The sequence below is a fragment of the Mesorhizobium sp. WSM4832 genome (assembly GCF_055811115.1).
Genome location: NZ_JBVVQH010000007.1, coordinates 122,732 through 147,408, shown reverse-complemented (window position 1 = coordinate 147,408; position 24,677 = coordinate 122,732). Strand labels below are relative to the sequence as shown.

18 protein-coding genes and 1 tRNA gene are annotated in these 24,677 nt (G+C 63.7%); 15 read left to right on the top strand and 4 right to left on the bottom strand.

The window, feature by feature from the left end; translation table 11 throughout:
• The first annotated feature begins 33 nt into the window (after positions 1–33).
• From AC0L2L_RS12425 to bglA, 9 genes are all read left to right on the top strand, one after another.
• Positions 34–1,110 (top strand): ABC transporter permease, encoded by a 1,077-nt coding sequence (locus AC0L2L_RS12425; protein ID WP_473578686.1) that lies wholly within the window; start codon positions 34–36, stop codon positions 1,108–1,110.
• Positions 1,107–1,886, top strand: a complete 780-nt coding sequence (locus tag AC0L2L_RS12420) for an ATP-binding cassette domain-containing protein (protein ID WP_473578684.1) — start codon at positions 1,107–1,109, stop codon at positions 1,884–1,886. Before AC0L2L_RS12425 ends, AC0L2L_RS12420 begins: the two co-directional genes overlap by 4 nt.
• A gap of 131 nt (positions 1,887–2,017) precedes the next feature.
• Positions 2,018–4,480 carry a glycogen/starch/alpha-glucan phosphorylase gene (locus AC0L2L_RS12415; RefSeq protein WP_473578683.1) on the top strand — a complete coding sequence of 821 codons (2,463 nt, stop codon included), beginning with the start codon at positions 2,018–2,020 and terminating at the stop codon, positions 4,478–4,480.
• A 104-nt stretch (positions 4,481–4,584) separates the two neighbouring features.
• A complete protein-coding gene (glgB, locus tag AC0L2L_RS12410; RefSeq protein ID WP_473578681.1) occupies positions 4,585–6,798 on the top strand; it encodes a 1,4-alpha-glucan branching protein GlgB in 2,214 nt (737 codons plus the stop codon).
• A 60-nt stretch (positions 6,799–6,858) separates the two neighbouring features.
• The gene (gene glgC / locus AC0L2L_RS12405) at positions 6,859–8,124 is read left to right on the top strand and encodes a glucose-1-phosphate adenylyltransferase (protein WP_473578680.1); all 1,266 of its coding nucleotides are present in this window, start codon (positions 6,859–6,861) and stop codon (positions 8,122–8,124) included.
• 151 nt (positions 8,125–8,275) lie between these two features.
• Positions 8,276–9,721, top strand: a complete 1,446-nt coding sequence (glgA, locus tag AC0L2L_RS12400; RefSeq protein WP_473578679.1) for a glycogen synthase GlgA — start codon at positions 8,276–8,278, stop codon at positions 9,719–9,721.
• Between the two features lie 3 nt (positions 9,722–9,724).
• On the top strand, positions 9,725–11,353 hold the full coding sequence (locus tag AC0L2L_RS12395; RefSeq protein ID WP_473578678.1) for an alpha-D-glucose phosphate-specific phosphoglucomutase: 1,629 nt from the start codon (positions 9,725–9,727) through the stop codon (positions 11,351–11,353).
• Positions 11,354–11,588: 235 nt separating this feature from the next.
• Positions 11,589–13,586, top strand: a complete 1,998-nt coding sequence (gene glgX, locus AC0L2L_RS12390) for a glycogen debranching protein GlgX (protein WP_473578676.1) — start codon at positions 11,589–11,591, stop codon at positions 13,584–13,586.
• Complete coding sequence (gene bglA / locus AC0L2L_RS12385) at positions 13,586–15,229, top strand: beta-galactosidase BglA (protein WP_473578674.1); 1,644 nt, start codon at positions 13,586–13,588, stop codon at positions 15,227–15,229. Before glgX ends, bglA begins: the two co-directional genes overlap by 1 nt.
• 107 nt (positions 15,230–15,336) lie before the next feature.
• On the opposite strand, the gene AC0L2L_RS12380 is transcribed toward bglA, so the two are convergent.
• Both AC0L2L_RS12380 and AC0L2L_RS12375 read right to left on the bottom strand, forming a co-directional pair.
• Positions 15,337–17,079 (bottom strand): TadG family pilus assembly protein, encoded by a 1,743-nt coding sequence (locus AC0L2L_RS12380; protein ID WP_473578671.1) that lies wholly within the window; start codon positions 17,077–17,079, stop codon positions 15,337–15,339.
• Positions 17,080–17,099: 20 nt separating this feature from the next.
• The gene (locus tag AC0L2L_RS12375) at positions 17,100–17,465 is read right to left on the bottom strand and encodes a TadE family protein (RefSeq protein WP_473578669.1); all 366 of its coding nucleotides are present in this window, start codon (positions 17,463–17,465) and stop codon (positions 17,100–17,102) included.
• A gap of 370 nt (positions 17,466–17,835) precedes the next feature.
• Between AC0L2L_RS12375 and AC0L2L_RS12370 the strand changes: the two genes are divergently transcribed.
• From AC0L2L_RS12370 to AC0L2L_RS12355, 4 genes are all read left to right on the top strand, one after another.
• Complete coding sequence (locus AC0L2L_RS12370; RefSeq protein ID WP_473578667.1) at positions 17,836–19,428, top strand: peptide ABC transporter substrate-binding protein; 1,593 nt, start codon at positions 17,836–17,838, stop codon at positions 19,426–19,428.
• A 175-nt stretch (positions 19,429–19,603) separates the two neighbouring features.
• Positions 19,604–20,527, top strand: a complete 924-nt coding sequence (locus tag AC0L2L_RS12365; RefSeq protein WP_473578666.1) for an ABC transporter permease subunit — start codon at positions 19,604–19,606, stop codon at positions 20,525–20,527.
• Positions 20,520–21,644: an ABC transporter permease gene (locus AC0L2L_RS12360; RefSeq protein WP_473578664.1), complete on the top strand. Its 1,125-nt coding sequence runs from the start codon at positions 20,520–20,522 to the stop codon at positions 21,642–21,644. Before AC0L2L_RS12365 ends, AC0L2L_RS12360 begins: the two co-directional genes overlap by 8 nt.
• Positions 21,645–21,661: 17 nt before the next feature.
• Positions 21,662–23,278: an ABC transporter ATP-binding protein gene (locus tag AC0L2L_RS12355; protein WP_473578662.1), complete on the top strand. Its 1,617-nt coding sequence runs from the start codon at positions 21,662–21,664 to the stop codon at positions 23,276–23,278.
• 27 nt (positions 23,279–23,305) lie between these two features.
• Here AC0L2L_RS12355 and AC0L2L_RS12350 read toward each other — a convergent pair whose 3' ends face one another.
• Complete coding sequence (locus tag AC0L2L_RS12350; protein ID WP_473578660.1) at positions 23,306–23,641, bottom strand: hypothetical protein; 336 nt, start codon at positions 23,639–23,641, stop codon at positions 23,306–23,308.
• Positions 23,642–23,857: 216 nt separating this feature from the next.
• Here AC0L2L_RS12350 and AC0L2L_RS12345 point away from each other — a divergent pair, with 216 nt between their 5' ends.
• The gene (locus AC0L2L_RS12345; protein WP_473578658.1) at positions 23,858–24,151 is read left to right on the top strand and encodes a type II toxin-antitoxin system ParD family antitoxin; all 294 of its coding nucleotides are present in this window, start codon (positions 23,858–23,860) and stop codon (positions 24,149–24,151) included.
• Positions 24,102–24,521 (top strand): type II toxin-antitoxin system RelE/ParE family toxin, encoded by a 420-nt coding sequence (locus tag AC0L2L_RS12340; protein ID WP_473578656.1) that lies wholly within the window; start codon positions 24,102–24,104, stop codon positions 24,519–24,521. The genes AC0L2L_RS12345 and AC0L2L_RS12340 overlap by 50 nt, the downstream gene beginning before the upstream one ends.
• Before the next feature lie 59 nt (positions 24,522–24,580).
• On the opposite strand, the gene AC0L2L_RS12335 is transcribed toward AC0L2L_RS12340, so the two are convergent.
• Positions 24,581–24,657: transfer RNA gene (locus AC0L2L_RS12335), tRNA-Pro, on the bottom strand.
• Positions 24,658–24,677 lie beyond the last annotated feature (20 nt).

Genomic DNA, 24,677 nt, shown 5'->3' with positions numbered 1-24,677 from the left:
CCGAAGCACGGGAACCCTTGGGAGGGGATGAAGATGAGCGACGACGCAACCGGCTCGGTGTCAGCCGAGCGCGGCCTTCACGGCCACAGCCAGTCCGTGGCGAGCTTCGACGAAGACAGGGGCTCGGCCCTGAAGAGCGTCCAGCGCTTCCTGCATGAATATCCTACGGCCATCCCGTTCATCGTCCTGGTCATCGGCATTCTGATTTTTTCGGTTGCCGCAGGCGGACGGTTCTTTGCGCCGTTCAATCTTTCGCTTGTGCTGCAGCAGGTCACCATCATCGCCTTTCTGGGCATCGCCCAGACCCTGGTCATCCTGACCGCCGGCATCGACCTTTCGGTCGGTGCGATGATGGTTCTGTCGTCCATTGTCATGGGCAGGCTGACCGTCACCTACGGCGTGCCTGTCGAATTGAGTTTTGTGCTGGGCCTGCTGACCGGTCTTGTCTGCGGCCTGATCAACGGCGTTCTGGTGGCGGTGATCAAGCTGCCGCCCTTCATCGTCACGCTCGGCACCTGGAGCGTCTACGGCGCGATGGTCATCTACGTCTCGCATTCCGAGACCGTGCGCGCCCAGGACATCGAGGCGGCGGGGCCGCTGCTGCAATGGCTGGGACACACGATAAGGCTCGGCGGCGGAGCGGTGCTGACCTACGGCGCCATCGCCATGATCCTGACAGCCATCATTATCTGGTACGTGCTGAACCGCACGGCCTTCGGCCGCCATGTCTACGCCACCGGTGACGACAATGAGGCTGCACGCCTTGCCGGTATCAACACACGCGGCGTGTTCATTGCCGTCTACACCCTTGCCGGTTTCATCTGCGCCATCGCCGCCTGGGCGCTTATCGGCCGCATCGGCGCGGCAAGCCCGCTCGGCAACCAGACCGCCAATCTCGATGCCATCACCGCCGTGGTGATCGGCGGCACCTCGCTGTTCGGCGGCCGCGGCTCGATCGTCGGCACCCTGTTCGGGGCGCTGATCGTCGGCGTCTTCCGCAATGGCCTGGCGCTCGCCGGCGTCGATTCGCTCTGGCAGGAATTCACCGTCGGCATCCTCATCATCCTCGCCGTCACCATCGACCAGTGGATCAGGAAGATTTCGGCATGAGCACGCAGCCAATTCTCCAGGCAAAAGCCCTCAACAAGCGTTACGGCCGGGTGGTCGCGCTCGACAATGCCGATTTCGACCTGATGCCGGGCGAAATCCTCGCCGTCATCGGCGACAATGGCGCCGGCAAGTCGACCCTGGTCAAGGCGCTCTGCGGCGCGGTCATCCCGGACTCCGGCACGATCGAGCTCAACGGCAGCCCGGTACATTTCCGCTCGCCGATCGAGGCGCGCCTCGCCGGTATCGAGACCGTCTACCAGAACCTGGCACTGTCGCCGGCGCTGTCGATCGCCGACAACATGTTCCTCGGCCGCGAGCTGCGCAAACCCGGCTTTGCCGGCCAGTGGCTGAGAAGGCTCGACCGCTCGGCCATGGCGCGCATCGCCCGCGAGAAATTGTCCGAGCTCGGGCTGATGACCATCCAGAACATCAACCAGTCGGTCGAAACGCTGTCGGGCGGCCAACGCCAGGGTGTTGCTGTAGCCCGCGCCGCCGCCTTCGGCAGCCGCGTGGTCATCATGGACGAGCCGACCGCGGCCCTCGGCGTCAAGGAAAGCCGCCGCGTGCTGGAACTGATGCTCGACGTCAAGAAACGCGGCCTGCCGATCGTGCTCATCTCGCACAACATGCCGCATGTCTTCGAGGTGGCCGACCGCATCCACATCCATCGCCTGGGCCGTCGCCTCGCCGTCATCGATCCGAAGCAATATACGATGTCCGACGCCGTCGCCTTCATGACCGGAGCCAAGGCTCCGCCGGAGGTTCTGGCGGCTTGATCGCGCCGCATTGTCGCGGGTAAGCGAAGCGCGGTAATTTAAATCGATTGAACCTATGCTGCAATGCACTAAGGTGGGCTGGGAGGAACGGTGAAAGCCGCTATGATCAGGCAAATTGAACGAGAGGCGAAATGACATCCGCCATGACGATCGAAGTCCCTGTTCTCGACAATCCGGATCCCAAGACCCTCGCCGAAGAGGTCTTGATGTCGCTCAAATACCGGGTCGGCAAGGACACCACCGTCGCCACGCCCTATGACTGGCTGACGGCCTCGATCAAGGTCGTGCGCGACCGCATCGTCGATCAATGGATGCAGGCGACCAAGGAAGCCTATGACCAGAAGGAAAAGCGTGTCTATTACCTTTCGCTCGAATTCCTGATCGGGCGCCTGATGCGGGACGCCTTCTCCAATCTCGGCCTGATGGAGAACATGCGTGAGGCGCTCTCCTCGCTCGGCGTCGACCTCGACCTGATCGCCGGCCTCGAACCGGACGCGGCACTCGGCAATGGCGGCCTCGGCCGTCTCGCTGCCTGCTTCATGGAAAGCATGGCGACCGTCGATATCCCGGCCCATGGCTACGGCATCCGCTACGCCAACGGCATGTTCCGCCAGGAAATCCAGGGCGGCTGGCAAGTCGAGCTGCCGGAGACCTGGCTCGACCACGGCAACCCCTGGGAGTTCGAGCGCCGCGAGCGCTCCTTCGAGGTTGGCTTCGGCGGCTCGGTGGAATCGATCACCTCAAAGGAAGGCCGGCTCGAACGCCATGTCTGGAAGCCGACCGAGCATGTGCTCGCCGTTGCCTACGACACGCCGGTCGCCGGCTGGCGCGCCAGGCGCGTCAATACGCTCAGGCTCTGGTCCGGCATGCCGATCGACCCGATCCTGCTCGACAGGTTCAACGCCGGCGACCACATCGGCGCGCTGGCCGAAAGCAACAAGGCCGACGCGCTGTCGCGCGTGCTCTATCCGGCCGATTCCCACATGGCCGGGCAGGAACTCCGGCTCAGGCAGGAATATTTCTTCTCCACCGCCTCGTTGCAGGACATCGTCCAGCGGCATTTGAGCCAGTATGGCGATTTAAAATCGCTGCCCGACAAGGCGGCGATCCACCTCAACGACACCCATCCCGCTGTCGCCGTGCCGGAGCTGCTGCGGCTCCTGATGGACGTCCACGGCATGGATTTCGACCTAGCCTGGGACATCACCAAGCGCACCTTCGGCTACACCAACCACACGCTGTTGCCTGAGGCGCTTGAAAGCTGGCCGGTGCCGCTGTTCGAGCGCCTGCTGCCGCGCCACATGCAGATCGTCTACGCCATCAATGCGCAGGTGCTGCTCGAGGCCCGTGCCACCAATCAGTTCTCCGGCGAGCAGATCGCCCGGATCTCGCTGATCCAGGAAAACGGCGACCGCCGCGTGCGCATGGGCAATCTGGCCTTCGTCGGCTCGCATTCGATCAACGGCGTTTCGGCCCTGCACACCCAACTGATGAAGGAGACGGTGTTCGCCGATCTCCACAAGCTCTATCCCGATCGCATCAACAACAAGACCAATGGCATCACACCCAGGCGCTGGCTGATCCAGTGCAATCCGGGCCTGACCGCCCTTGCCCGCGAGGCGATCGGCGATCGCTTCATGGACGACATCGAAGCGATCAAGGGGCTCGATCCTCTCGCCGACGATGCCGCTTTCCGCGAAAAATTCGCCGCCGTGAAGCGCCAGAACAAGGCAAGGCTCGCCAATCTCGTCGCCGACCGGCTCGGCATCCGGCTCGATCCGTCGGCGCTGTTCGACATCCAGGTCAAGCGCATCCACGAATACAAGCGCCAGCTGCTCAACATCCTGGAGGCGATCGCGCTCTACGACCAGATCCGCTCGCATCCCGAGCGGGACTGGATGCCGCGCGTGAAATTCTTCGGCGGCAAGGCGGCGCCCAGCTACCACAACGCCAAGCTGATCATCAAACTCGCCAATGACGTGGCAAAAGTCATCAACGGCGATCCGTCGGTGCGCGGCCTGCTCAAGGTGGTGTTCGTGCCGAACTACAATGTCAGCCTGGCCGAAGTGCTGATGCCGGCAGCCGACCTCTCCGAGCAGATCTCGACCGCCGGCATGGAGGCGTCGGGCACCGGCAACATGAAGTTCGCGATGAATGGCGCGCTGACCATCGGCACGCTCGACGGCGCCAATGTCGAGATCAAGGAACATGTCGGCGACGACAACATCTTCATCTTCGGCCTCACCACCGCCGAGGTCGCCGAGCGGCGCAACAATGGTTACAATCCGCGTGAGATTATCGAAGGTTCTCCTGAACTGGCACAGGCGGTGTCGGCGATCTCCTCCGGCGTCTTCTCGCCCGACGATCCGGACCGCTATCGCGACCTGATGAACGGCCTCTACCAGAGCGACTGGTTCATGGTGGCAGCGGATTTCGATTCCTACGCCGCCTGCCAGCGCGAGGTCGATGACGTGTGGCGCGACAGCCCCGAGTGGAACGCGCGCGCCATCCGCAACGTCGCCCGCGTCGGCTGGTTCTCGTCCGATCGCACAATCCGCCAATATGCGAAAGAAATCTGGAACGTACCCGTCTGATATGATTGCATGAAGCTACGAACAATGTGGCCCAGGTGTATTCTGTCCAACTGTGCTGGGCGGGTGCACCCAAAACAAAGGTGCCCGGGGAGGGCGACCGCTTGATGAGGAAGCCGCGCGCGACCGCTGCGACAAGCGGGCCGGACGGACTGGCGCCAGCCGGCGATGTCCAGGCGATTGTCGCCGGAACGCATGGCGATCCTTTCGCGGTCCTGGGCGTGCATGAAGCCGGCAAAGGTTTCGTGGCCCGCTGCTTCGTTCCCAACGCCGAATTCGTCACCGCTTACACGTTGACCGGCAAGGAAGCCGGTGAGCTTTCCCGCCGCGACGACGCCGGCTTCTTCGAGGGCAAGGTCTCGATCCGCAAGCGCCAGCCGCTGCGCTATCACGCCAAAAATGCCGGCGGCGACTGGTGGCTGACCGATCCCTATTCCTTCGGTCCGGTGCTCGGTCCGCTGGACGATTATTACATCGCCGAGGGCTCCCATTTGCGGCTCTTCGACAAGCTCGGCGCCCATATCATCGATCATGAAGGCGCGACCGGCGTGCATTTCGCCGTCTGGGCGCCCAACGCCAAGCGCGTCTCCGTGGTCGGCGCCTTCAACGACTGGGACGGCCGCCGTCACACCATGCGCGACCGCCGCGACACCGGCATCTGGGAATTGTTCATCCCCGGTATCGGCGCCGGCCGGCCCTACAAATTCGAGATCATCGGACCCGACGGCGTGCGCCTGCCGCTCAAGGCCGATCCGTTCGCCTTCGAGTCGGAGCTGCGCCCGGCGACCGCCTCGGTGACGGCGCCGCCGATTGCGCATCAATGGGGTGACGAGGCGCATCGCGGCTTCTGGCGAAAGGCCGATCCCAGGCGCGAGGCGATCTCGATCTACGAGGTCCATGCCGGTTCCTGGCAGCGTCGCGACGACGGCACCTTTCTCTCCTGGGACGAGCTCGCCGCGCGGCTGATCCCATACGCGGTCGACACCGGCTTCACCCATATCGAGTTCCTGCCGATCTCGGAGCATCCTTACGATCCGTCCTGGGGCTACCAGACCACCGGCCTTTACGCGCCGAGCGCCCGCTTCGGCGACCCCGACGGGTTCGCCCGTTTCGTCGACGGCGCGCATCGCGCCGGCGTCGGCGTCATCCTCGACTGGGTGCCGGCGCATTTCCCGGTCGACGAGCACGGGCTTGTCCATTTCGACGGCACCGCGCTTTACGAACATGCCGATCCGCGCCAGGGGTTTCATCCCGACTGGAACACCGCGATCTATAATTTCGGCCGCCGCGAGGTGGTGTCGTTCCTCGTCAACAACGCGCTGTTCTGGGCCGAGAAATACCATGTCGACGGCTTGCGCGTCGATGCGGTCGCCTCGATGCTCTACCTCGATTATTCGCGCAAGGCGGGCGAGTGGATCCCCAACGAGAAGGGCGGGCGCGAGAACCTCGAGGCGGTCGCCTTCCTGCAGAAGATGAACAAGGAGCTTTACGGCCACCATCCCGGAGTGATGACGATCGCCGAGGAATCGACCTCATGGCCGAAGGTCTCGCAGCCGGTGCATGAAGGCGGGCTCGGCTTCGGCTTCAAGTGGAACATGGGCTTCATGCACGACACGCTGGAGTATTTCTCCAAGGAGCCGATCTTCCGCAAGCACCACCACAACGATATCACCTTCGGCCTGACCTACGCTTTCTCCGAGAATTTCGTGCTGCCGCTCTCGCATGACGAGGTCGTGCACGGCAAAGGCACGCTGCTCGACAAGATGGCCGGCGACGACTGGCAGAAATTCGCGACGCTGCGCGCCTACTACGCCTTCATGTGGGGCTATCCGGGCAAGAAGCTCCTGTTCATGGGCCAGGAATTCGCCCAGCGCCGGGAATGGAGCGAGGAACGCGCGCTCGACTGGAACCTGCTCGAATTCGCGCCGCATCGCGGCGTCTGGCAGACGGTGCGCGACTTGAACTACCTCTACCGCTCGCGCCCGGCGCTGCATGCGCGCGACTGCGAGCCGGAGGGCTTCTCCTGGCTGATCGTCGACGACCGCGACAACTCGGTCTTCGCCTGGCTGCGCAGCGCGCCGGACGGCAATCCGATCGCCGTCATCTCCAATTTCACGCCGGTGCCGCGCGAGAACTATCGCGTGCCGCTGCCGAAGGCGGGCAAGTGGCGCGAAATCATCAATACGGACGCCACGGTCTATGGCGGCTCCGGCATGGGCAATGGCGGCACGGTCGAAGCGAGCGGGGAAGGGGGCGGCGTATCGGCGACGATGCTTCTGCCGCCGCTGTCGACGACCATGCTGGAATTCGTCGCGGACTGAAGCAAGTGATGTCTCGTCTCGCTCTTGCAACGGCCTGGGCAGCTTATTTGGGAGGGTAAAATGGCAGAGATCAAAAGAACCCAGCCGTTGGCACGCGATGCCATGGCCTATGTGCTGGCCGGCGGCCGCGGCAGCCGCCTCAAGGAGCTGACCGACCGGCGCGCCAAGCCCGCCGTCTATTTCGGCGGCAAGACGCGCATCATCGATTTCGCGCTCTCCAATGCGCTCAACTCCGGCATCCGCCGCCTCGGCGTCGCCACCCAGTACAAGGCGCATTCGCTGATCCGCCACCTGCAGCGCGGCTGGAACTTCCTGCGGCCGGAGCGAAACGAAAGCTTCGACATCCTGCCTGCATCGCAGCGCGTTTCGGAAACGCAGTGGTATGAGGGCACGGCGGACGCCGTCTACCAGAACATCGACATCATCGAGGCTTACGGACCCGAATACATGGTCATCCTCGCCGGCGACCACATCTACAAGATGGACTACGAGCTGATGCTGCGCCAGCACGTCGATGCCGGGGCCGACGTCACCGTCGGCTGCCTGGAAGTGCCGCGCATGGAGGCGACCGGCTTCGGTGTCATGCATGTCGACAAGAAGGACAACATCATCGCCTTCGTCGAAAAGCCGGCCGATCCGCCGGGTATCCCCGACAAGCCGGAGTTCGCTTTGGCATCGATGGGCATCTATGTCTTCAAGACCAAGTTCCTCATGGAGCAGCTGCGCCGCGACGCCGCCGAGCCTGGCTCCAGCCGCGACTTCGGCAAGGACATCATCCCCTATATCGTCCAGCACGGTAAGGCGATCGCGCATCGCTTCGCCAAGTCCTGCGTGCGCTCCTCGCACGAGTCCGAGCCTTACTGGCGCGACGTCGGAACGGTGGACGCCTATTGGGAAGCCAATATCGACCTCACCGACATCACGCCCGAGCTCGATCTCTACGACCGCGACTGGCCGATCTGGACCTATGCCGAATTGAAGCCGCCGGCAAAGTTCGTGCATGACGAGGACGGCCGCCGCGGCGAGGCGATCTCCTCGCTGGTGTCGGGCGACTGCATCGTCTCCGGCGCTTCGCTGCGCCGCAGCCTGATCTTCACCGGCGCCCGCATCAATTCCTATTCCAAGCTCGAGGAAGTGGTCATGCTGCCCGACGTCCAGGTCGGCCGCAACGCGCGCCTCACGCGCGTCGTCATCGACCACGGCGTGCATATCCCGGAAGGGCTGGTGGTCGGCGAGGATCCCGCGCTCGACGCCAAGCGCTTCCGCGTTTCGGAAAAGGGCATCTGCCTGATCACGCAGGACATGATCAACAAGCTGTCAACCTGATAAGGTTGATCAGCTGTCGACCCCGTAGGGTCGATCAACAAGCTGTCAACCTGATAAGCTGTCAACCCGCTCGGGTTGACCAGCAGCCTGCCTGGGTTGATCAACAAGTTGTCACTTTGACCTGTCACTTTGAGATCGGAATGTGGAGCGCATGCAGGTTCTGTCGGTCACGCCCGAAATCTTCCCGCTGATCAAGACCGGCGGGCTTGCCGACGTGACCGGCGCCCTGCCGATCGCGCTTGCCGGCAAGGGCGTGGCGATGCGCACGCTGGTTCCCGGCTATCCCGTGGTGATGGCGGCCTTCGCCAAGAAGAAGGCCGTCTACCAATATCCGCTGCTGCAGGGCGGCAAGGCTTCGATCCATGCCGTCAAGATCGGCGACCTCGATCTTTTCGTGCTCGACGCGCCGCATCTCTTCGATCGCCAGGGCGGCCCTTACGGCACCGCTTCCGGCGCCGACTGGCCCGACAATTGGCGGCGATTCGCGGCGCTCAGCCGGGCCGGCGGCGACATCGCCGGCGGCGCCATCTCCGGCTACCAGCCCGATATCGTGCATGCCCATGACTGGCAGTCGGCGATGACGCTTGCCTACATGCGCTACGGCAAGGCCATCGGCGTGCCGTCGCTGATCACCGTGCACAACCTTGCCTTCCAGGGCCAGTTCGGCGCCGGCATCTTCGGCGAGCTCGGCCTGCCGGCCGTGGCCATGCAGCTCGACGGCGTCGAATATTATGGCGGCGTCGGCTTTCTCAAGGCCGGCCTGCAGGCCGCCTGGGCGATCACGACGGTGAGCCCGACCTATGCGCAGGAAATCCGCGCGCCGGAATTCGGCATGGGTCTCGACGGGCTGATCAACATGCGCGCCACCGATCTCTACGGCATCGTCAACGGCATCGATGTCGACATCTGGAACCCCGGGACGGACAAGCATCTTGTAGCCAATTATTCCGCCGACACGCTTGCAGCGCGCGCCAAGAACCGCAAGGCGGTCGAGGAGCGCTTCGGCCTCGAGGCGGACGGCAGCCCGATCGTCTGCGTCGTCAGCCGGCTGACCTGGCAGAAGGGCATGGATATCCTCGCCGCGGTCGTCGACGGCATCGTCGCCGCCGGCGCGCGGCTGGCGATCCTGGGCTCGGGCGACGCCGGTCTCGAGGGCACGCTGCTTGCCGCCGCCGCCCGTCATCGCGGCCGCGTCGGCGTCGTCGTCGGCTACGATGAGGAGCTTTCGCACATCATGCAGGGTGGCTGCGATGCCATCGTCATCCCGTCGCGCTTCGAACCTTGCGGCCTCACCCAGCTCTATGGCCTGCGCTATGGCTGCGTGCCGGTCGTCGCCAGGACCGGCGGTTTGGCCGACACCATCATCGACGCCAACGAGGCGGCGGTCTCGGCTGGTGTCGCCACCGGCTTCCAGTTCGCACCCAACAATGGCGGCGCGATGCTGTATGCCATCCAGAGGCTGGTCGAGCTGCACGCCAAGCCCGCAACCTGGGCCTCGATCCAGCGCCAGGGCATGAAAGCCGATGTCTCCTGGGACAAGAGCGCCGAAAAATATGTCGAACTCTATCGCTTGCTGCTTTCGAAAAGGGCTGCCTGAGGCATGATCAGAACCGTCCCCACCAAACCCTATACCGACCAGAAGCCCGGCACCTCCGGCCTGCGCAAGAAGGTGCCTGTGTTCCAGCAGGAGCACTATGCCGAGAACTTCATCCAGTCGATCTTCGATGCGCTGGACGGTTTTCAGGGCGCGACGCTGGTGATCGGCGGCGACGGCCGCTTCTACAACCGCGAGGTCATCCAGAAGGTGATCGCCATTGCCGCCGGCAACGGCTTCGGCAAGGTGATGGTGGGGCAGGGCGGCATCCTGTCGACGCCGGCCGCCTCCAACATCATCCGCAAATACAAGACCTTTGGCGGCATCATCCTCTCGGCCAGCCATAATCCGGGCGGCCCGCATGAGGATTTCGGCATCAAGTACAATGCCGGCAACGGCGGTCCCGCACCGGAAAAGATCACCGACGCGATCTTCGCCAAGTCGAAGGAGATCAAGAACTTCAAGATCGCCGACATCGGCACCGTCGATATCGACAGGATCGGCACGGTCCAAGCCGGCGGCATTACGGTCGAGGTGTTCGACTCGGTCAAGGATTACGCCGAGCTGATGGAAAGCCTGTTCGACTTCGATGCGCTGAGGAAGCTGTTCAAATCGGGCTTCCGCCTGCGCTTCGATGCCATGCACGCGGTGACCGGCCCTTACGCCAAGGAGATTTTCGAGCACCGGCTCGGCGCGCCGGACGGCACCTGCCGCAACTTCAAGCCGTTGCCCGATTTCGGCGGCCATCATCCCGATCCGAACCTGGTGCACGCAAAGCATCTTTACGATGAGATGATGGGACCTGACGCGCCGGACTTCGGCGCGGCCTCCGACGGCGACGGCGACCGCAATTTGATCATCGGCAAGGGCATCTTCGTCACCCCGTCGGACTCGGTGGCGATGCTGGCCGCCAATGCCCGCCTGGCGCCGGGCTACAAGGAGGGCTTGAAAGGCATTGCGCGCTCGATGCCGACCAGCGGCGCGGCAGACCGCGTCGCCGAAAAGCTCGGCATCGGAATCTACGAGACGCCGACCGGCTGGAAGTTCTTCGGCAATCTGCTCGACGCCGGCATGGCGACCATCTGCGGCGAGGAGAGCGCCGGCACCGGCTCCAACCATGTGCGCGAGAAGGACGGGCTGTGGGCCGTGCTTTTGTGGCTCAACATCCTCGCCGCGCGCGGCGAGAGCTGCAAGCAGATCGTCACCGAGCACTGGGCGACCTACGGCCGCAACTACTATTCGCGCCACGATTACGAAGAAGTCGAGAGCGATCGCGCCAACGCATTGGTCGACGAATTGCGCGCCAAGCTCGGCTCGCTGCCCGGCACCAGCGTTCGCGGCCTCAAGATCGCCAAGGCAGATGATTTCGCCTATCACGACCCGGTCGACGGCTCGGTGAGCAAGAACCAGGGCATCAGGATCCTGTTCGAAGGCGGCTCGCGCGTCGTCCTGCGCCTCTCCGGCACCGGCACGTCCGGCGCTACGCTGCGCGTCTATATCGAGCGCTACGAGCCGGACAAGGCGCGGCACGATCTCGACACCCAGGAGGCCCTCGCCGACCTGATCGCCGCCGCCGACGACATCGCCGGCATCAAGAGCCACACCGGCCGCAACAAGCCGAGCGTGATTACTTGAGGGTGGTGGACAAGGCTCCCCCTTCTCCCCTTGTGGGGTCCGAAGGACGGGGCGAGACACGTGGCTCGCCCCCGGGCCGTGGCCGAGCGAAGCTCGGACGGATGAGGGGTGCTCCAGCTTGGCGCAGACCGGCGCCCAGAACACCAGCGCCTCACTCCGTCCAACACCCCTCATCCGTCTCGGCGCTGCGCGCCGATCCACCTTCTCCCGCAGGGGGAGAAGGGGAGGCGCGTCCATGACCCAGCTCGGCGCCACCATCACCCCTCAGGGCATCCGCTTCGCCGTCTGGTCCTCTTCGGCTCGGCGTCTCTGGCTCTCGCTCTTCGACGACAGCGGCGACCGCGAAATCGACCGGCTGGACCTTCAGCCGGAAGGCGGGGGCGTGCACGCGCTCTTCGTCTCCGGCCTTGCACCAGGCGCCCGCTACGGCTTTCGCGCCGATGGCGACTATGCGCCGGAGCGAGGTCTGTGGTTCGACCCGAACAAGCTTCTCACCGATCCCTACGCGACAGAGATCGACCGGCCGTACCAGTATCACTGGCGGCTTGCCGCCAAACGCAATGAAGGCGCCGACACGTCCTCGCTAATGCCGAAGACGATTGGGCGGTCCCTGCCCAAACCCTTGCCGGCTAAGCCGCCGCTGTTCCGGCCGGGCGGGCTGATCTACGAGCTCAATGTCCGCGCCTTCACCAAGCTGCATCAGGATGTCCCGGAGGCGCAGCGCGGCACCGTTGCGGCGCTTGCCCATCCGGCCGTCATCGAACACCTGAAGCGTCTCGGTGTCTCGGCCGTCGAATTGATGCCGGTCACCGCATCGATCGACGAGCGTCACCTGCCGCCGCTGGGGCTGACAAACGCCTGGGGCTACAACCCCGTGACCTTCATGGCGCTCGATCCGCGTCTGGCGCCGGGCGGCCTAGAGGAGCTGCGCGATACCGTCGCCGCGCTGCGCAAGGCGGGCATCGGCACCATCCTCGACCTGGTCTTCAACCACACCGGCGAAAGCGACCGGCTCGGGCCGACGCTGTCGCTGCGCGGGCTCGATGCGATAGCCTATTACCGGCATCAGCCGGACGGCAGGCTGGTGAACGACACCGGCACCGGCAACACGGTCGCCTGCGACCATCCGGTGATGCGCGAGATGGTGCTCGACACGCTCCGTCACTTCGTCCGCTTCGCCGGCGTCGACGGCTTTCGCTTCGATCTGGCGCCGGTGCTCGGGCGGATCGATGGCGCATTCGATCCGGAGGCGCCGCTGCTTCAGGCCGTCGCCGGCGATCCCGTGCTCGCCGGCCGCGTGCTGATCGCCGAGCCTTGGGATATCGGCCCGAACGGTTACCAGCTCGGCAATTTTCGCTCGCCATATCTGGAGTGGAACGACCGCTACCGCGACGATGTCAGGCGTTTCTGGCGCGGCGATACCGGCGCGATCGGCGCTTTGGCCACCCGGCTTGCCGGTTCCTCCGATGTCTTTGGCAGGGAGGGCCAGCCAACGAGCCGCAGCGTCAATTTCATCGCCGCGCATGACGGCATGACGCTGGCCGACATCGTCGGCTATGAGCGCAAGCACAACGAGGCCAATGGCGAGCAGAACCGCGACGGCCACAATGACAATTTGTCCTGGAACAACGGCGCCGAGGGCGAGACGGACGACGCCACGATTGCCAGCACCCGCTTCAGCGACCAGTGCGCGTTGCTGGCGACGCTCTTTGCCTCGCGCGGCACCATCATGCTGACCGCCGGCGACGAGTTCGGCCGCACGCAGAACGGCAACAACAATGCCTATGCGCAGGACAACGCCATCACCTGGCTCGACTGGGCCGGCCGCGACCAGGCGCTGGAGCAATACGCATCGTCGCTGGCCACGCTGCGTCGCGCCTTTCCAACGCTGGCGGATACACGCTTCCTGACGGGCGACCCCGCCGACGGATCGGAAATCCCGGACGTCGCCTGGCTGACCGAGACCGGCGCGCCGCTCGGCGAGTCCGACTGGAACGACGCCGGACGACATCGCCTCGTCATGCTGCTCGGCGATAGCGAGGGCGGGCGCCTGGCAGTGGTCGTCAATGGCGACCGCCGCCAATGTGTCTTCACCTTGCCGGCGCGGGAAGGGTTTGAATGGCGTCCGGCAATCGAGACGCAGCAGGTCGACCTGGCGCGGCCGCTGCCCGGCCGCAGCGTGAGTTTCATGGTTGAGCAGCGGGCGAACGCTCGCGCCAGGAAAGGTTCGTGATGGCTGGCGACAATTCCGGGCAAAGGGCCGAATGGTGGCGCGGCTGCGTCATCTACCAGGTCTATCCGCGCTCCTTCCAGGACACGAGCGGCGACGGCAGCGGCGATTTGAGGGGCATCGCCGAGCGGCTCGGCCATATCGCTTCGCTCGGCGTCGACGCGGTCTGGCTGTCGCCCTTCTTCAAGTCGCCGATGGCCGACATGGGCTACGACGTGTCGGACTATCGCGACGTCGATCCGATGTTCGGCACGCTGGAGGATTTCGACGCGCTGGTGGCCGAGGCGCATCGGCTCGGCCTGAAACTCATCATCGACCAGGTGATTTCGCATTCTTCCGACAAGCATGAATGGTTCGTCGAAAGCCGGAGCAGCCGCGACAATGCCAAGGCCGATTGGTATGTCTGGGCCGACGCCAGGCCGGACGGCAATGCGCCCAACAACTGGCTCTCCGTCTTTGGCGGCCCGTCCTGGGAATGGGACGCCACGCGCCGGCAATATTACATGCACAATTTCCTCGCCGCGCAGCCGGATTTGAACTTCCACAATCCGGACGTTCAGGACGCGCTCTTGGACACCGTGCGCTTCTGGCTGGAGCGCGGTGTCGACGGTTTCAGGCTGGATACCGTCAACTACTATGTCCATGACCGCTGGCTGCGCGACAACCCGCCTTTGGCGTCCAGCGTCGCCGGCACCAACGGTTCGACCAGCACCTATGCTTTCCAGGAGCATCTTTTCGACAAGACGCGTCCCGAAAACCTCGATTTCCTGAAACGCTTCCGCACCCTGCTCGACGAGTACCCGGACCGCGCCGCGGTCGGCGAGGTGGGTGACGAGGAACGTTCCCTGCAGACGCTCGCCGCCTATGTGTCCGGCGGCGACAAACTGCAGATGTGCTACACATTCGACCTGCTCGGCCCGCAATTTTCAGCCGCCCATGTGCGCGGCTGCGTCGAGGCTTTCGAGAACGCCGTCGCCGACGGCTGGGTCTGCTGGGCCTTCTCCAACCATGATGTCGTGCGCCATGTCAGCCGCTGGACCCAGCCCGGCGGAAACCCGGACACCGTGGCGAAATTTTCCATAGCGCTGCTCGCTTGCCTGCGCGGCTCGATCTGTCTCTACCAGGGCGAGGAACTAGGGCTCGAGGAGGCTGAGCTCGCCTATGAGGATCTGCGCGATCCGGTCGGTATCCGCTTCTGGCCGGGCGTGAAGGGCAGGGACGGCTGTCGCACTCCGATGGTTTGGCAGGCGGAGGCCGAAAATGCCGGCTTCTCCACCGGCAAGCCCTGGTTGCCGGTGCCGCAAGCGCATCGCGCCCGTGCGGTCGACATGCAGGATGGCCAGGATGGTTCCGTCCTTTCCGCCTATCGCTCGATCCTGGCGCTGCGCAAGCGCCATCCGGCGCTGGCCGGTGGTTCGATCGGGTTCCTTGATGCCGAAGGCGATCTGCTCGCCTTTGTCCGCGCGGGCAGTGGAGAGAGATTGCTCTGCGTCTTCAACTTCGCCGGCGAACCGGCCGGCTGGACGCTGCCGGCGGAGTTCGGGCAGATCGAAGCGATCGACCTTGTCGTCGATGCGTATGGCTCTTTCCGGGAGGGAGCGCTCGAATTGCCGCCGCTCGGTTGTTTCCTCGCGCGGATTGCCTAAAGCAATTCCAGGAAAAGTGTGTAGCGGTTTTCCGTCCGGAATTGCGCAGAAACAGAGGTCAGAGCGGTTCAGCTTTTCTCAGGAAAGCTGAACCGCTCTGACGGCGGTTACTGGACCAGCACCGAGCGCCCGCAAGTCGCGCCGGTCACGCGCACATCGGCTTCGCCGACATGGACGCCAAGTGCCCCAAGCACGTTGTAGACGAGGTTGTCGACCGGCGCGGTCACACCGTTGAGCAGCGTCGTCACCGCCGGCTTCACCGTGCCGAGCAGGGCGGTCACGTCGAGGCCAAGCCCCAGCGCATTGATCGAAAGCGACAGATTGTTGACCAGCGATGTCGTCAGCGACTGCGTCAGGTTCTTCGTCGACACCGTCTTGATCGCCTTGTTGGCGATGTCGGTGGCGTTGAAGGTCAGATTGGTCGGCATCATGTTGGTGACCGAGAATGCCGACTGTCCGTTGACCTGCAAAAGGCTGAGGTTGATCAACAGCAGCTTGACGCTGACATCCGCGATTTCGGCGTCGGAGAAGGATTGCGGCTTGCTGAAATCGGCGAAGCCGCTGGCGCTGCTCTTGGCGAGATGGGCTGCGACGACGCCCGGCTGCGCGGCGATCGAGACCTTGATGCTGGAGGGGCCGGTCGGACAGGTGATATCGGTCAGCTTGGCTTCGGCATAGGCGACTTCGACATTGAGCGGTAGGTTGACTGCAAGCAGGCTGATGCCGCCCCCGAGATTGGAATTGCCCAGCTTGACGCTGGCATTGAGCTTGATGCGCGTCTGCGCCGTGCGCACCACGGTGCCTGCTTCCCCCACCGCCAGCCAGGCCGAGTTCTGCATGGGCTCGCCGATGGCGATGGCAAGCGTCGTCGATGCCAGCCCCGGTATGGTGGCGCCGAGATTGACCGCGACCTGGTTCGTGCCGTTGGCCAGGGCCGCCGCGGCCGTCAGCATGCTGAGCGCGCTGGCTGTCACGTTAAGCCCGGCCGGCTTTTGCCCGATGCCGAGATCGCCGACGGAGCCGAGGTCGATGAGAGTGCTGAGCGGAATCTTGATGGTTTTGGTGGCGCTGGAGGCCATGGTCTGCAGGGCGATCTTGGCCGTGCGATCGAGCCCCGGCACATTGGCCATGGCGGTGGCGATCTGTCCGATCGTTGCCTTCGAGGCGAGCACGTCCGAATAGCTGACGCCGGTCAGATGCAATTGGGTCGCCAGCGCATCGGTGAACGAAAGAACATCGACATCGGCCGAGACCAGCGAATTGTAATCCATCACGCTGAGCGAGATGTTGCCGCCGAGAAGGCCGCCGAGAAGCGCGTTGAGAATGCCGCCATTGAGGCTGGCGAGCCGCGACCCGACGGAAAAGGCCGCTTGCGGTTGCGCGCTGGCGATCGCCGTCGTGCCGATGGTGGGCGGCGACATGATCGAGCCGGCGAAGTAAAGCGTGCCCTGCTTCTTCAACGACACCTGGACGGCATTGTAGGGAAGCTTGCCCGCCTCGAAGCGGCTGCCGGCGGCAATGCTGCTGTCGCCCGTGTAGCGCCCCGGCACGACCTGGACGACGGCTTTGGTGCCGGTTGGCGCGATGGTCGCGCTCTGTTGCTGCACGGCGACCGAGGTGATGCCGTTGTCGCTAAGCGTCGTCAGCGCCGCCTGCTGGGCATTGGTGATGTTCGAGGCCGCGGTGATGGCGGCAAGGTCGACGATCGACTGTACGGCGCGGCGTTCGTTGTAGAGTGAGCCCTCGTCGATTGCGAAGGCGGTCAGCGCCAGCGCCACCGGCGTGCACAGCGCCGTCATGATGGCGAAATTCGCGCTCCGGTCGGCGAGCAGCCGTCGCGTCGCCGCCATCAATCCCCCCTTGACGGGCATCATATGCCTCCGACGCGGATCGTCGATTGACTCTGGATCGTCGTGCCCGGCAGCGGCAGCGTCTTAAACAGGTTCCAGATCGGCAGGTTACGCGCATCGTAGCTGACCGAGACGACGAACTGGCTGCCATCGGCGACACTGTCCTGCGCGTTGACGGTCAGCTTGTTGGGATCGACGAAGGGGTAGCCCGAGACGTCGTGGGCGATGAAATCGGTCACCAATGCCTGCCGCTCGGTCTGGTTGAGACCGGCAATGGCCGTTCGCGCCGCATCGGCGGCGATCTGCTGCACGGAGTGGCTGGCGCCGAAATAGATTCCATATGCAACCATGCCGAGCAAAAGCAGGATGAAAATCGGCGCAAGCATGGCGAATTCGATCGCCGACGTGCCTGCGGCGTCAGCCCGGAAACGAGACCATGAGGCGCGCGATTTTCGGTTCTTCAGCATGGTCCGGAGAATGCCAAGACCTGCCTACAAAAACAGAAAACGGCTGGAACAACCGAAAGCTGCACCAAGTTGAACTGCATGATTAAGCTTTAGATTTCGCTGTTTTAGCGTGGAGCCGCTCACTCAACGTCAAGCAGCTGGCAGTTGAAATAAGATAGTCCTCTGTCTAGTCTCCTGCCACCAGCCGCCGGAAGGGACCGGCGGCGCGCTCAAAAGGGACCCGTTGAACGGTTCCGGGGCGTCAACGCTCAAGGCGTGGTTGAGGGGCCGCGTCCAAAGGGAGAACTCCATGCTGAAAAACCTGCTGAAGGCGACGGTATTCGCCACAACCATGACCTTGGCCGCCGGCGCCTTCTACGCGCCGGCCTTCGCCGAGACCGTGTATAATCGCGGCTCCGCCGCCGAGGCGGAGACGGTCGATCCGCACAAGACGTCCACGGTCTACGAAGCCGATATTATACGAGACCTGTTCCAGGGCCTCGTCATGCATGACCAGAAGACGAACCTCATTCCGGGCGCCGCCGAAAGCTGGACGGTGTCCGACGACGGCACTGTCTATACCTTCAAGCTGCGCAAGGACGGCCTCTGGTCGGATGGCACCCCGGTGACGGCGGACGATTTCGTCTATTCGTTCCATCGGCTGGAAGATCCGGCCACCGCCGCCGAATACGCTTCCATGCTCTATCCGGTGAAGGGCGCCGAGGACTTCAACACCAAGAAGGGCAAGGCCGAGGATATGGGCGTGAAGGCGATCGACGCCAACACCTTGGAAGTCACCCTCAAGGCGCCGACGCCCTACTTCCTCGAAATGCTGACCCACCAGGCAACCTATCCGGTCAGCAAGGCCTCGATAGACAAGCTCGGCGCCGACTGGATCAAGCCGGGCAAGCTGGTCTCCAACGGCGCCTATACGCTGGCGGAGTGGGTTCCTAACGACCACATGAAATTGGTCAAGAACCCGAAGTTCTGGGATGTCGCGAGCGTCAAGCTCGACGTGGTCAACTACATTCCGACCGAGGACCGCTCGTCGGCGATGAAGCGCTTCGAGGCCGGCGAGCTCGACAGTTATGGTGATCTGCCGACCGAACAGCTCGCCGATCTCAAAACCAAATTCGGTGACCAGGTCCGTGTCGGGCCATATCTCGGCACCTACTATTATGCGATCAAGACGGACAAGGCGCCGTGGGACAATGTCGAGCTGCGCAACGCCATCTCGATGGCGATCGATCGCGACTTCCTCGCCGAGAAGGTCTGGCAGAACTCGATGCTGCCCGGCTATTCGATGGTGCCTCCGGGCATCGAAGGCTACACGCCGGCACTGGCCAAATACGCCGACATGCCGCAGATCGATCGTGAGGATGCTGCCAAGAAGATCCTCGAGAAGCTCGGCTACACGCCAGAGCATCCGCTGAAGATGGAAATCCGCTACAACACCTCGGAGAACCATAAGAACACGGCGGTCGCCATCCAGGAGCAGCTTAAGCCGCTTGGTGTCGAGATTACGCTGCTCAACACCGACACCAAGACCCACTACGGCTTCCTCGAGCAGAAGGGCAACTACGATGTCGCCCGCGCCGCCTGGATCGCCGACTACAAGGATCCGGAGACCTTCCTCGGCATCTCGCGCAAGGCGAGCGGCAACAACTACTCGAGCTACAACAGCCCGGCCTATGAGGCCGCGATGGACAAGGCGGCCGCAGCCGGCGGCAAGCCCGAGGATCGCATGAAGGACCTCGCCGAGGCCGAGCGCATCCTCGTCGACGACGTCGGCGAGATCCCGCTTCTCTACTACAGCTACCACGACATCGTTTCGACGAAGCTGCATGGCTTCGACGACAATGTGATGGACATCCATCCGTCCCGCTTCATCTCCAAGGACTGACAAGAAACCTTGGCCGCACCGCCGCTCCCTTCTTTGGGAGCGGCGGCTGCGGTCTGTCGTCGTGCCGGGCCGAAAGTCGGGTTGGATTTTCATTCACCCCGGTGCGAGTATCAGAGATGCCAGCGTTACGGGTCTTCGTTTGGAGAGCTGTCGCCCTGGCTGAAGCGGGGCGCCGATGCTGCGTTATGTCTTCCGGCGGCTGTTGACCGCCATCCCCACGCTGTTCGTCATCGTGACGGTGGCGTTCTTCCTGATCCGTGTCGCGCCGGGTGGCCCGTTCAACCAGGAGCGAGGCTTGAGCCCCGAAATCAGGGCCAATCTTGAAGCCCAGTTCGGCCTCGACGATCCGCTCTGGTTGCAATATGTCCACTATCTCGGCAACCTTCTGCGCGGCAGTTTCGGCCCTAGCTACAATCTGCCCGACTTCACGGTCACCGAGCTCTTCGCCAAGGGCCTGCCGATCTCGATCCAGATCGGCACATCGGCTCTTATCCTCGCGCTTTTGCTCGGCAGCGTGCTCGGTACGATCGCGGCGCTCAACCAGAACAAGCTGGGCGACTATTCGGTGATTGCTTTGGCCACGGCCGGCAGCACCATTCCGACCTTCGTCATCGCGCCAGTCATCCAGCTCGTCTTCGGGCTTTCGTGGAAACTCTTGCCGATCGGCGGCTGGGGCGACGGCGCCTTGATCAACAAGGTCGGCCCTGTGCTGACGCTCGCCTTGCCGCAGATCGCCATAGTCGCCCGCCTGATGCGCGGCTCGATGATCGAAAGCCTGCGCTCGCACCATATCCGCACCGCCAGGGCGCTCGGCCTATCCGACTGGTCGGTGGTGGTGAAGCACGCGCTTCGCGGCGCCGTCCTGCCGATCGTCTCCTTCACCGGCCCGGCGGCGGCGGCGCTGCTCACCGGCTCGATCATCGTCGAGACGATCTTCTCCATTCCTGGGGTCGGCCGCTATTTCGTCGATGCCGCGCTCAACCGCGACTACACGCTGGTCATGGGTACCGTGGTGGTGATCGCGCTCTTCACCATCGTCTTCAACCTGATCGTCGATCTCCTTTACGCGGTGGTCGATCCGAGGGTGCGTTATGACTGATCTCGCCGTCGCCGTACCGGAGCCGATCGTCGGCCGCTCGGCCTGGGGCAATGCCTGGGCGCGGCTGAAGCGCAACCGCGCCGCCATGTTCAGCCTCTACTATCTGGCATTTGTCGCCGTCATCAGTGTGTTCGGCCCATGGGTCGCGCCGCATGAATACACCACCATCTATGGCGACTATGTGCGCATGCCGCCGAGCCTTTCGGCCTATCCGAAGCCTGAGATGATCCAGGGCGCGCTCACCGACGCCATCAAGCGCATGCGCGCCGACATCAAGGAATGGCACCAGGACGGCAACCGCGTCACCGTCACCGTCACCTCGACCAAGCCGATCGACGACCGCAACATCCGCTATCTCGACCGCTCCGACGCCTTCGACGACACCAGGATCGAGAACAAGTCGCCCGACGGCCTCGAAGTGACAATGAGTTCGGCCGTGAGGCAGCAGTATTTCTTGTTCGGCACCGACAATACCGGCCGCGACCTGCTCTCGCGCACGCTGATGGCGGGGCGCATATCCTTGGCCATCGGCCTGCTTGCCGGCGTCGTCGCCGGCGTCATCGGCGTCATCTACGGCGCGGCCGCGGGCTTTGCCGGCGGCCGGGTCGACGAGGTGATGATGCGCATCGTCGACGTGCTCTATTCGCTGCCCTTCATCTTCTTCGTCATCATGCTGGTGGTGTTCTTCGGCCGCAACTTCGTGCTGATGTTTTTAGCGGTCGGCGCGGTGTTGTGGCTCGACATGGCGCGCATCGTGCGCGGCCAGGCGCTGTCAATCCGCAGGCAGGAATATGTCCAGGCGGCGGAAGCCATGGGCGTCGGCCAGCGCGGCATCCTGTTGCGCCATGTCATTCCCAACCTGCTCGGGCCTGTGGTCATCTACATGACGCTGCTGGTGCCGCAGGTCATCATCCTGGAGAGCTTCCTCTCCTTCCTCGGCCTTGGCGTTCAGGAACCGATGACCAGCTGGGGCGTGCTGATTTCGGTCGGCGCCAAGAACATCGGCTACGCCAACTGGCTGCTTCTGTTTCCGGCCTTCTTCCTCGTCTCGACACTGTTCGCCTTGAACTTCGTCGGCGACGGCTTGCGCGACGCGCTCGACCCGAAAGATCGATAAAGATGGGGATCGCCGACATGGCCACCGAAACGATCCTCAGCGTCAAGGACCTGCGCGTCCGCTTCCAGACCCTCGACGGCACCGTAGAGGCGGTCAAGGGCATCAACATCAAGGTCAATGCCGGCGAAACGGTCGCCGTCGTCGGCGAATCCGGTTCCGGCAAGAGCCAGACGATGATGGCGGCGATGAGCCTGCTCTCATCCAATGGCGAGGCCACCGGCCAGGTCGACTATCGCGGCCGCAATCTTTTGGAGATGACCAAGAGCGAGCTCAACCAGGTCCGCGGCCGCAAGATCAGCATGATCTTCCAGGAGCCGATGACCTCGCTCGACCCGCTCTACACCATCGGCAACCAGCTCATCGAGCCAATTCGCCGGCACCGCGGCCTGAATGGACAGGCGGCGCGCGAAGAGGCGCTGAAGCTTTTGCGGCTGGTGCATATCCCGGACCCCGAGCGGCGGATGAAATCCTATCCGCACGAGATGTCGGGCGGCCAGCGCCAGCGCGTCATGATCGCCATGGCGTTGGCCAACGACCCCGATATCCTGATCGCCGACGAGCCGACAACGGCGCTCGACGTCACCATCCAGGCGCAGATCCTGATGCTGCTCGCCGAACTGCAGCGCAAGCTCGGCATGGCGATCGTCTTCATCACCCACGATCTCGGCATCGTGCGCCGCTTCGCCGATCGCGTCTATGTCATGCGCCAGGGCGAGGTGGTGGAGGAGGGCGACGCGGAAGCGCTCTTCGCCAACCCGCAGCACGCCTACACCAAGATGCTGCTCGCCGCCGAACCGACGGGCACCAAGGCGGCGCCGCCCGCCAACTCGCCGGTGCTGCTCGAGGGTCGCAACGTCGAGGTCGTCTTCAGGATCGGCGGCGGCTTCCTTGGCGGCGAGCCGCTGATGCTGCGCGCGGTCGACAGGATCTCGATCCGGCTGAAACGCAACCAGACGATCGGTATCGTCGGCGAGTCCGGCTCAGGCAAGTCGACTCTGGGTCGCGCCCTCTTGAGGCTGCTCCCCAGCGATGGCGTCATCCGCTTCGGCGACCGCGACATCTCGGAGGCGGACCGCCAGGCGATGCGGCCGCTGCGGCGCGAATTGCAGCTCGTCTTCCAGGATCCCTTTGGCTCGCTGTCGCCGCGCATGACGGTCGGCCAGGTGATCACCGAAGGCCTGCTGGTGCACGAGCCCTCGCTGACCGGCAAGCAGCGTGACCAGCGCGCCGTCGAGGCGCTGCGCGAGGTCGGCCTCGACCCCAACGCCCGCAACCGCTACCCGCACGAGTTCTCCGGTGGCCAGCGCCAGCGCATCGCCATTGCCCGCGCCATGATCCTGAAGCCGAAAGTGGTGGTGCTGGACGAGCCGACCTCGGCGCTGGACCGGTCGGTTCAGAAGCAGATCGTGGAGCTGCTGCGCAAGCTGCAGGCCGACCACGAACTGTCCTATCTCTTCATCAGCCACGACCTCGCGGTGGTGCGCGCGATGGCCGACTACATCATCGTCATGAAGCAGGGAAAGATCGTCGAGGAAGGTCCGACACGAGAAATCTTCGACAATCCGCGCGAAGCCTACACCCAGACGCTGATGAACGCCGCGATCGATACGACACGGTTCAGGATAAGTGCCTGAGGCCGGGCAAGCCTGATAAGGCTCAGCTCACTGCGCGGAGGGGCATTTTTGCTTCCGCGTCGCGACGATCGCCTGTTGCTGTTGCTGCAGCCGCTCGATGCGGGCGGTTTCGCGACTGGCCACCGCCATCTTCACGCGCTCGCCGCCAAGCAGCCAGCTCGGCACGCTGGTGTTGGCGACCTTGCCGCGGCTGATGGCGGTTCGCGAGATGTCGGTGGCGGTATCGCCAAGCGCGCTGTTGAGCTCGGCGCACGTCATCTTGTCGTATTTCGCCGGGCTGATTGACGCGACGGTCGACGAGCAGGCTGCCGCGAAGAGCAGCATCGTGATTGCCGGCAAAACTGCCGTCGGCGTGAACTTCATGCTCTCAACCTTCGTTCACCCTCCTGCAGTCCCGCGCATCCCGAAATCAGGCGCCATTAGGTCAAAGTGAGAAGCTGTTGTCGAGTATTGTTGCGTGATTCCCGTTTCCTCAGCTCGGCCCATCGCCCGAGCGACGACGCCGGCCGGCCGAGTATAGCCACTGGCATAATATGCCATGTGCCTATATCATGCCTGTTGAATTGGAGCGGTATCGCCATGCCGACACGCAATGTTGTCCTGACGGAACATCTCGAAGAGGTGATCGATCGATTGGTGAAGACCGGGCGCTATCAAAACGCCAGCGAGGTGTTGCGTGATGGCTTGCGGCTGGTCGAGCAGCGCGAGGCAAGGGAGACGGCAAAGCTCGCAGCGCTCAGGGAGGCCGCTAACATCGGCTTTCACGACATCGAACAAGGTCGTTTCGAGGATGTTGCTGAAGACGACCTCGGAGAATACATGAGTGGCCTGGGACAACAGGCAAGCGCACGCGCGAAGAAAACCGGCTTGTAAGGCCATGGGCCTGTACCGGCTTTCCGCGGCCGCGAAGGAAGACATCATCCGGATACTCGCCTACACGGAACTCAATTTCGGCGAGATCGCGCGCGCCCGCTACGAACGGCTGTTGATCGCGGCCCTGCGCGACATTGCTGCCGACCCCGAACGGGTAGGCAGCATCGCTCGTGCGGAGTTGGGAAACAAGATCCGCAGCTATCACCTGCGCTACAGTCGGGACCGCGCGCGGACCGAACATGGCATTGTCCTGCGACTACGCCATTTCCTGCTCTACCGGATGACGCCCCTCACCATCGGAATTGGCCGCGTTCTTCACGACGCGATGGAACTACAGCGCCATCTGCCCGCGAGTTACGGCGACGATTGACGGCAATCCTGATTTCAGGCGGGTAGCAATTTCGGGAAAAGCCAAGTGCTTGTTTTTTCTGGTCGGAGTGGCAGGATTTGAACCTGCGACCCCCTCGTCCCGAACGAGGTGCGCTACCAGGCTGCGCTACACTCCGTGACCAGACCGCGGGCTTAT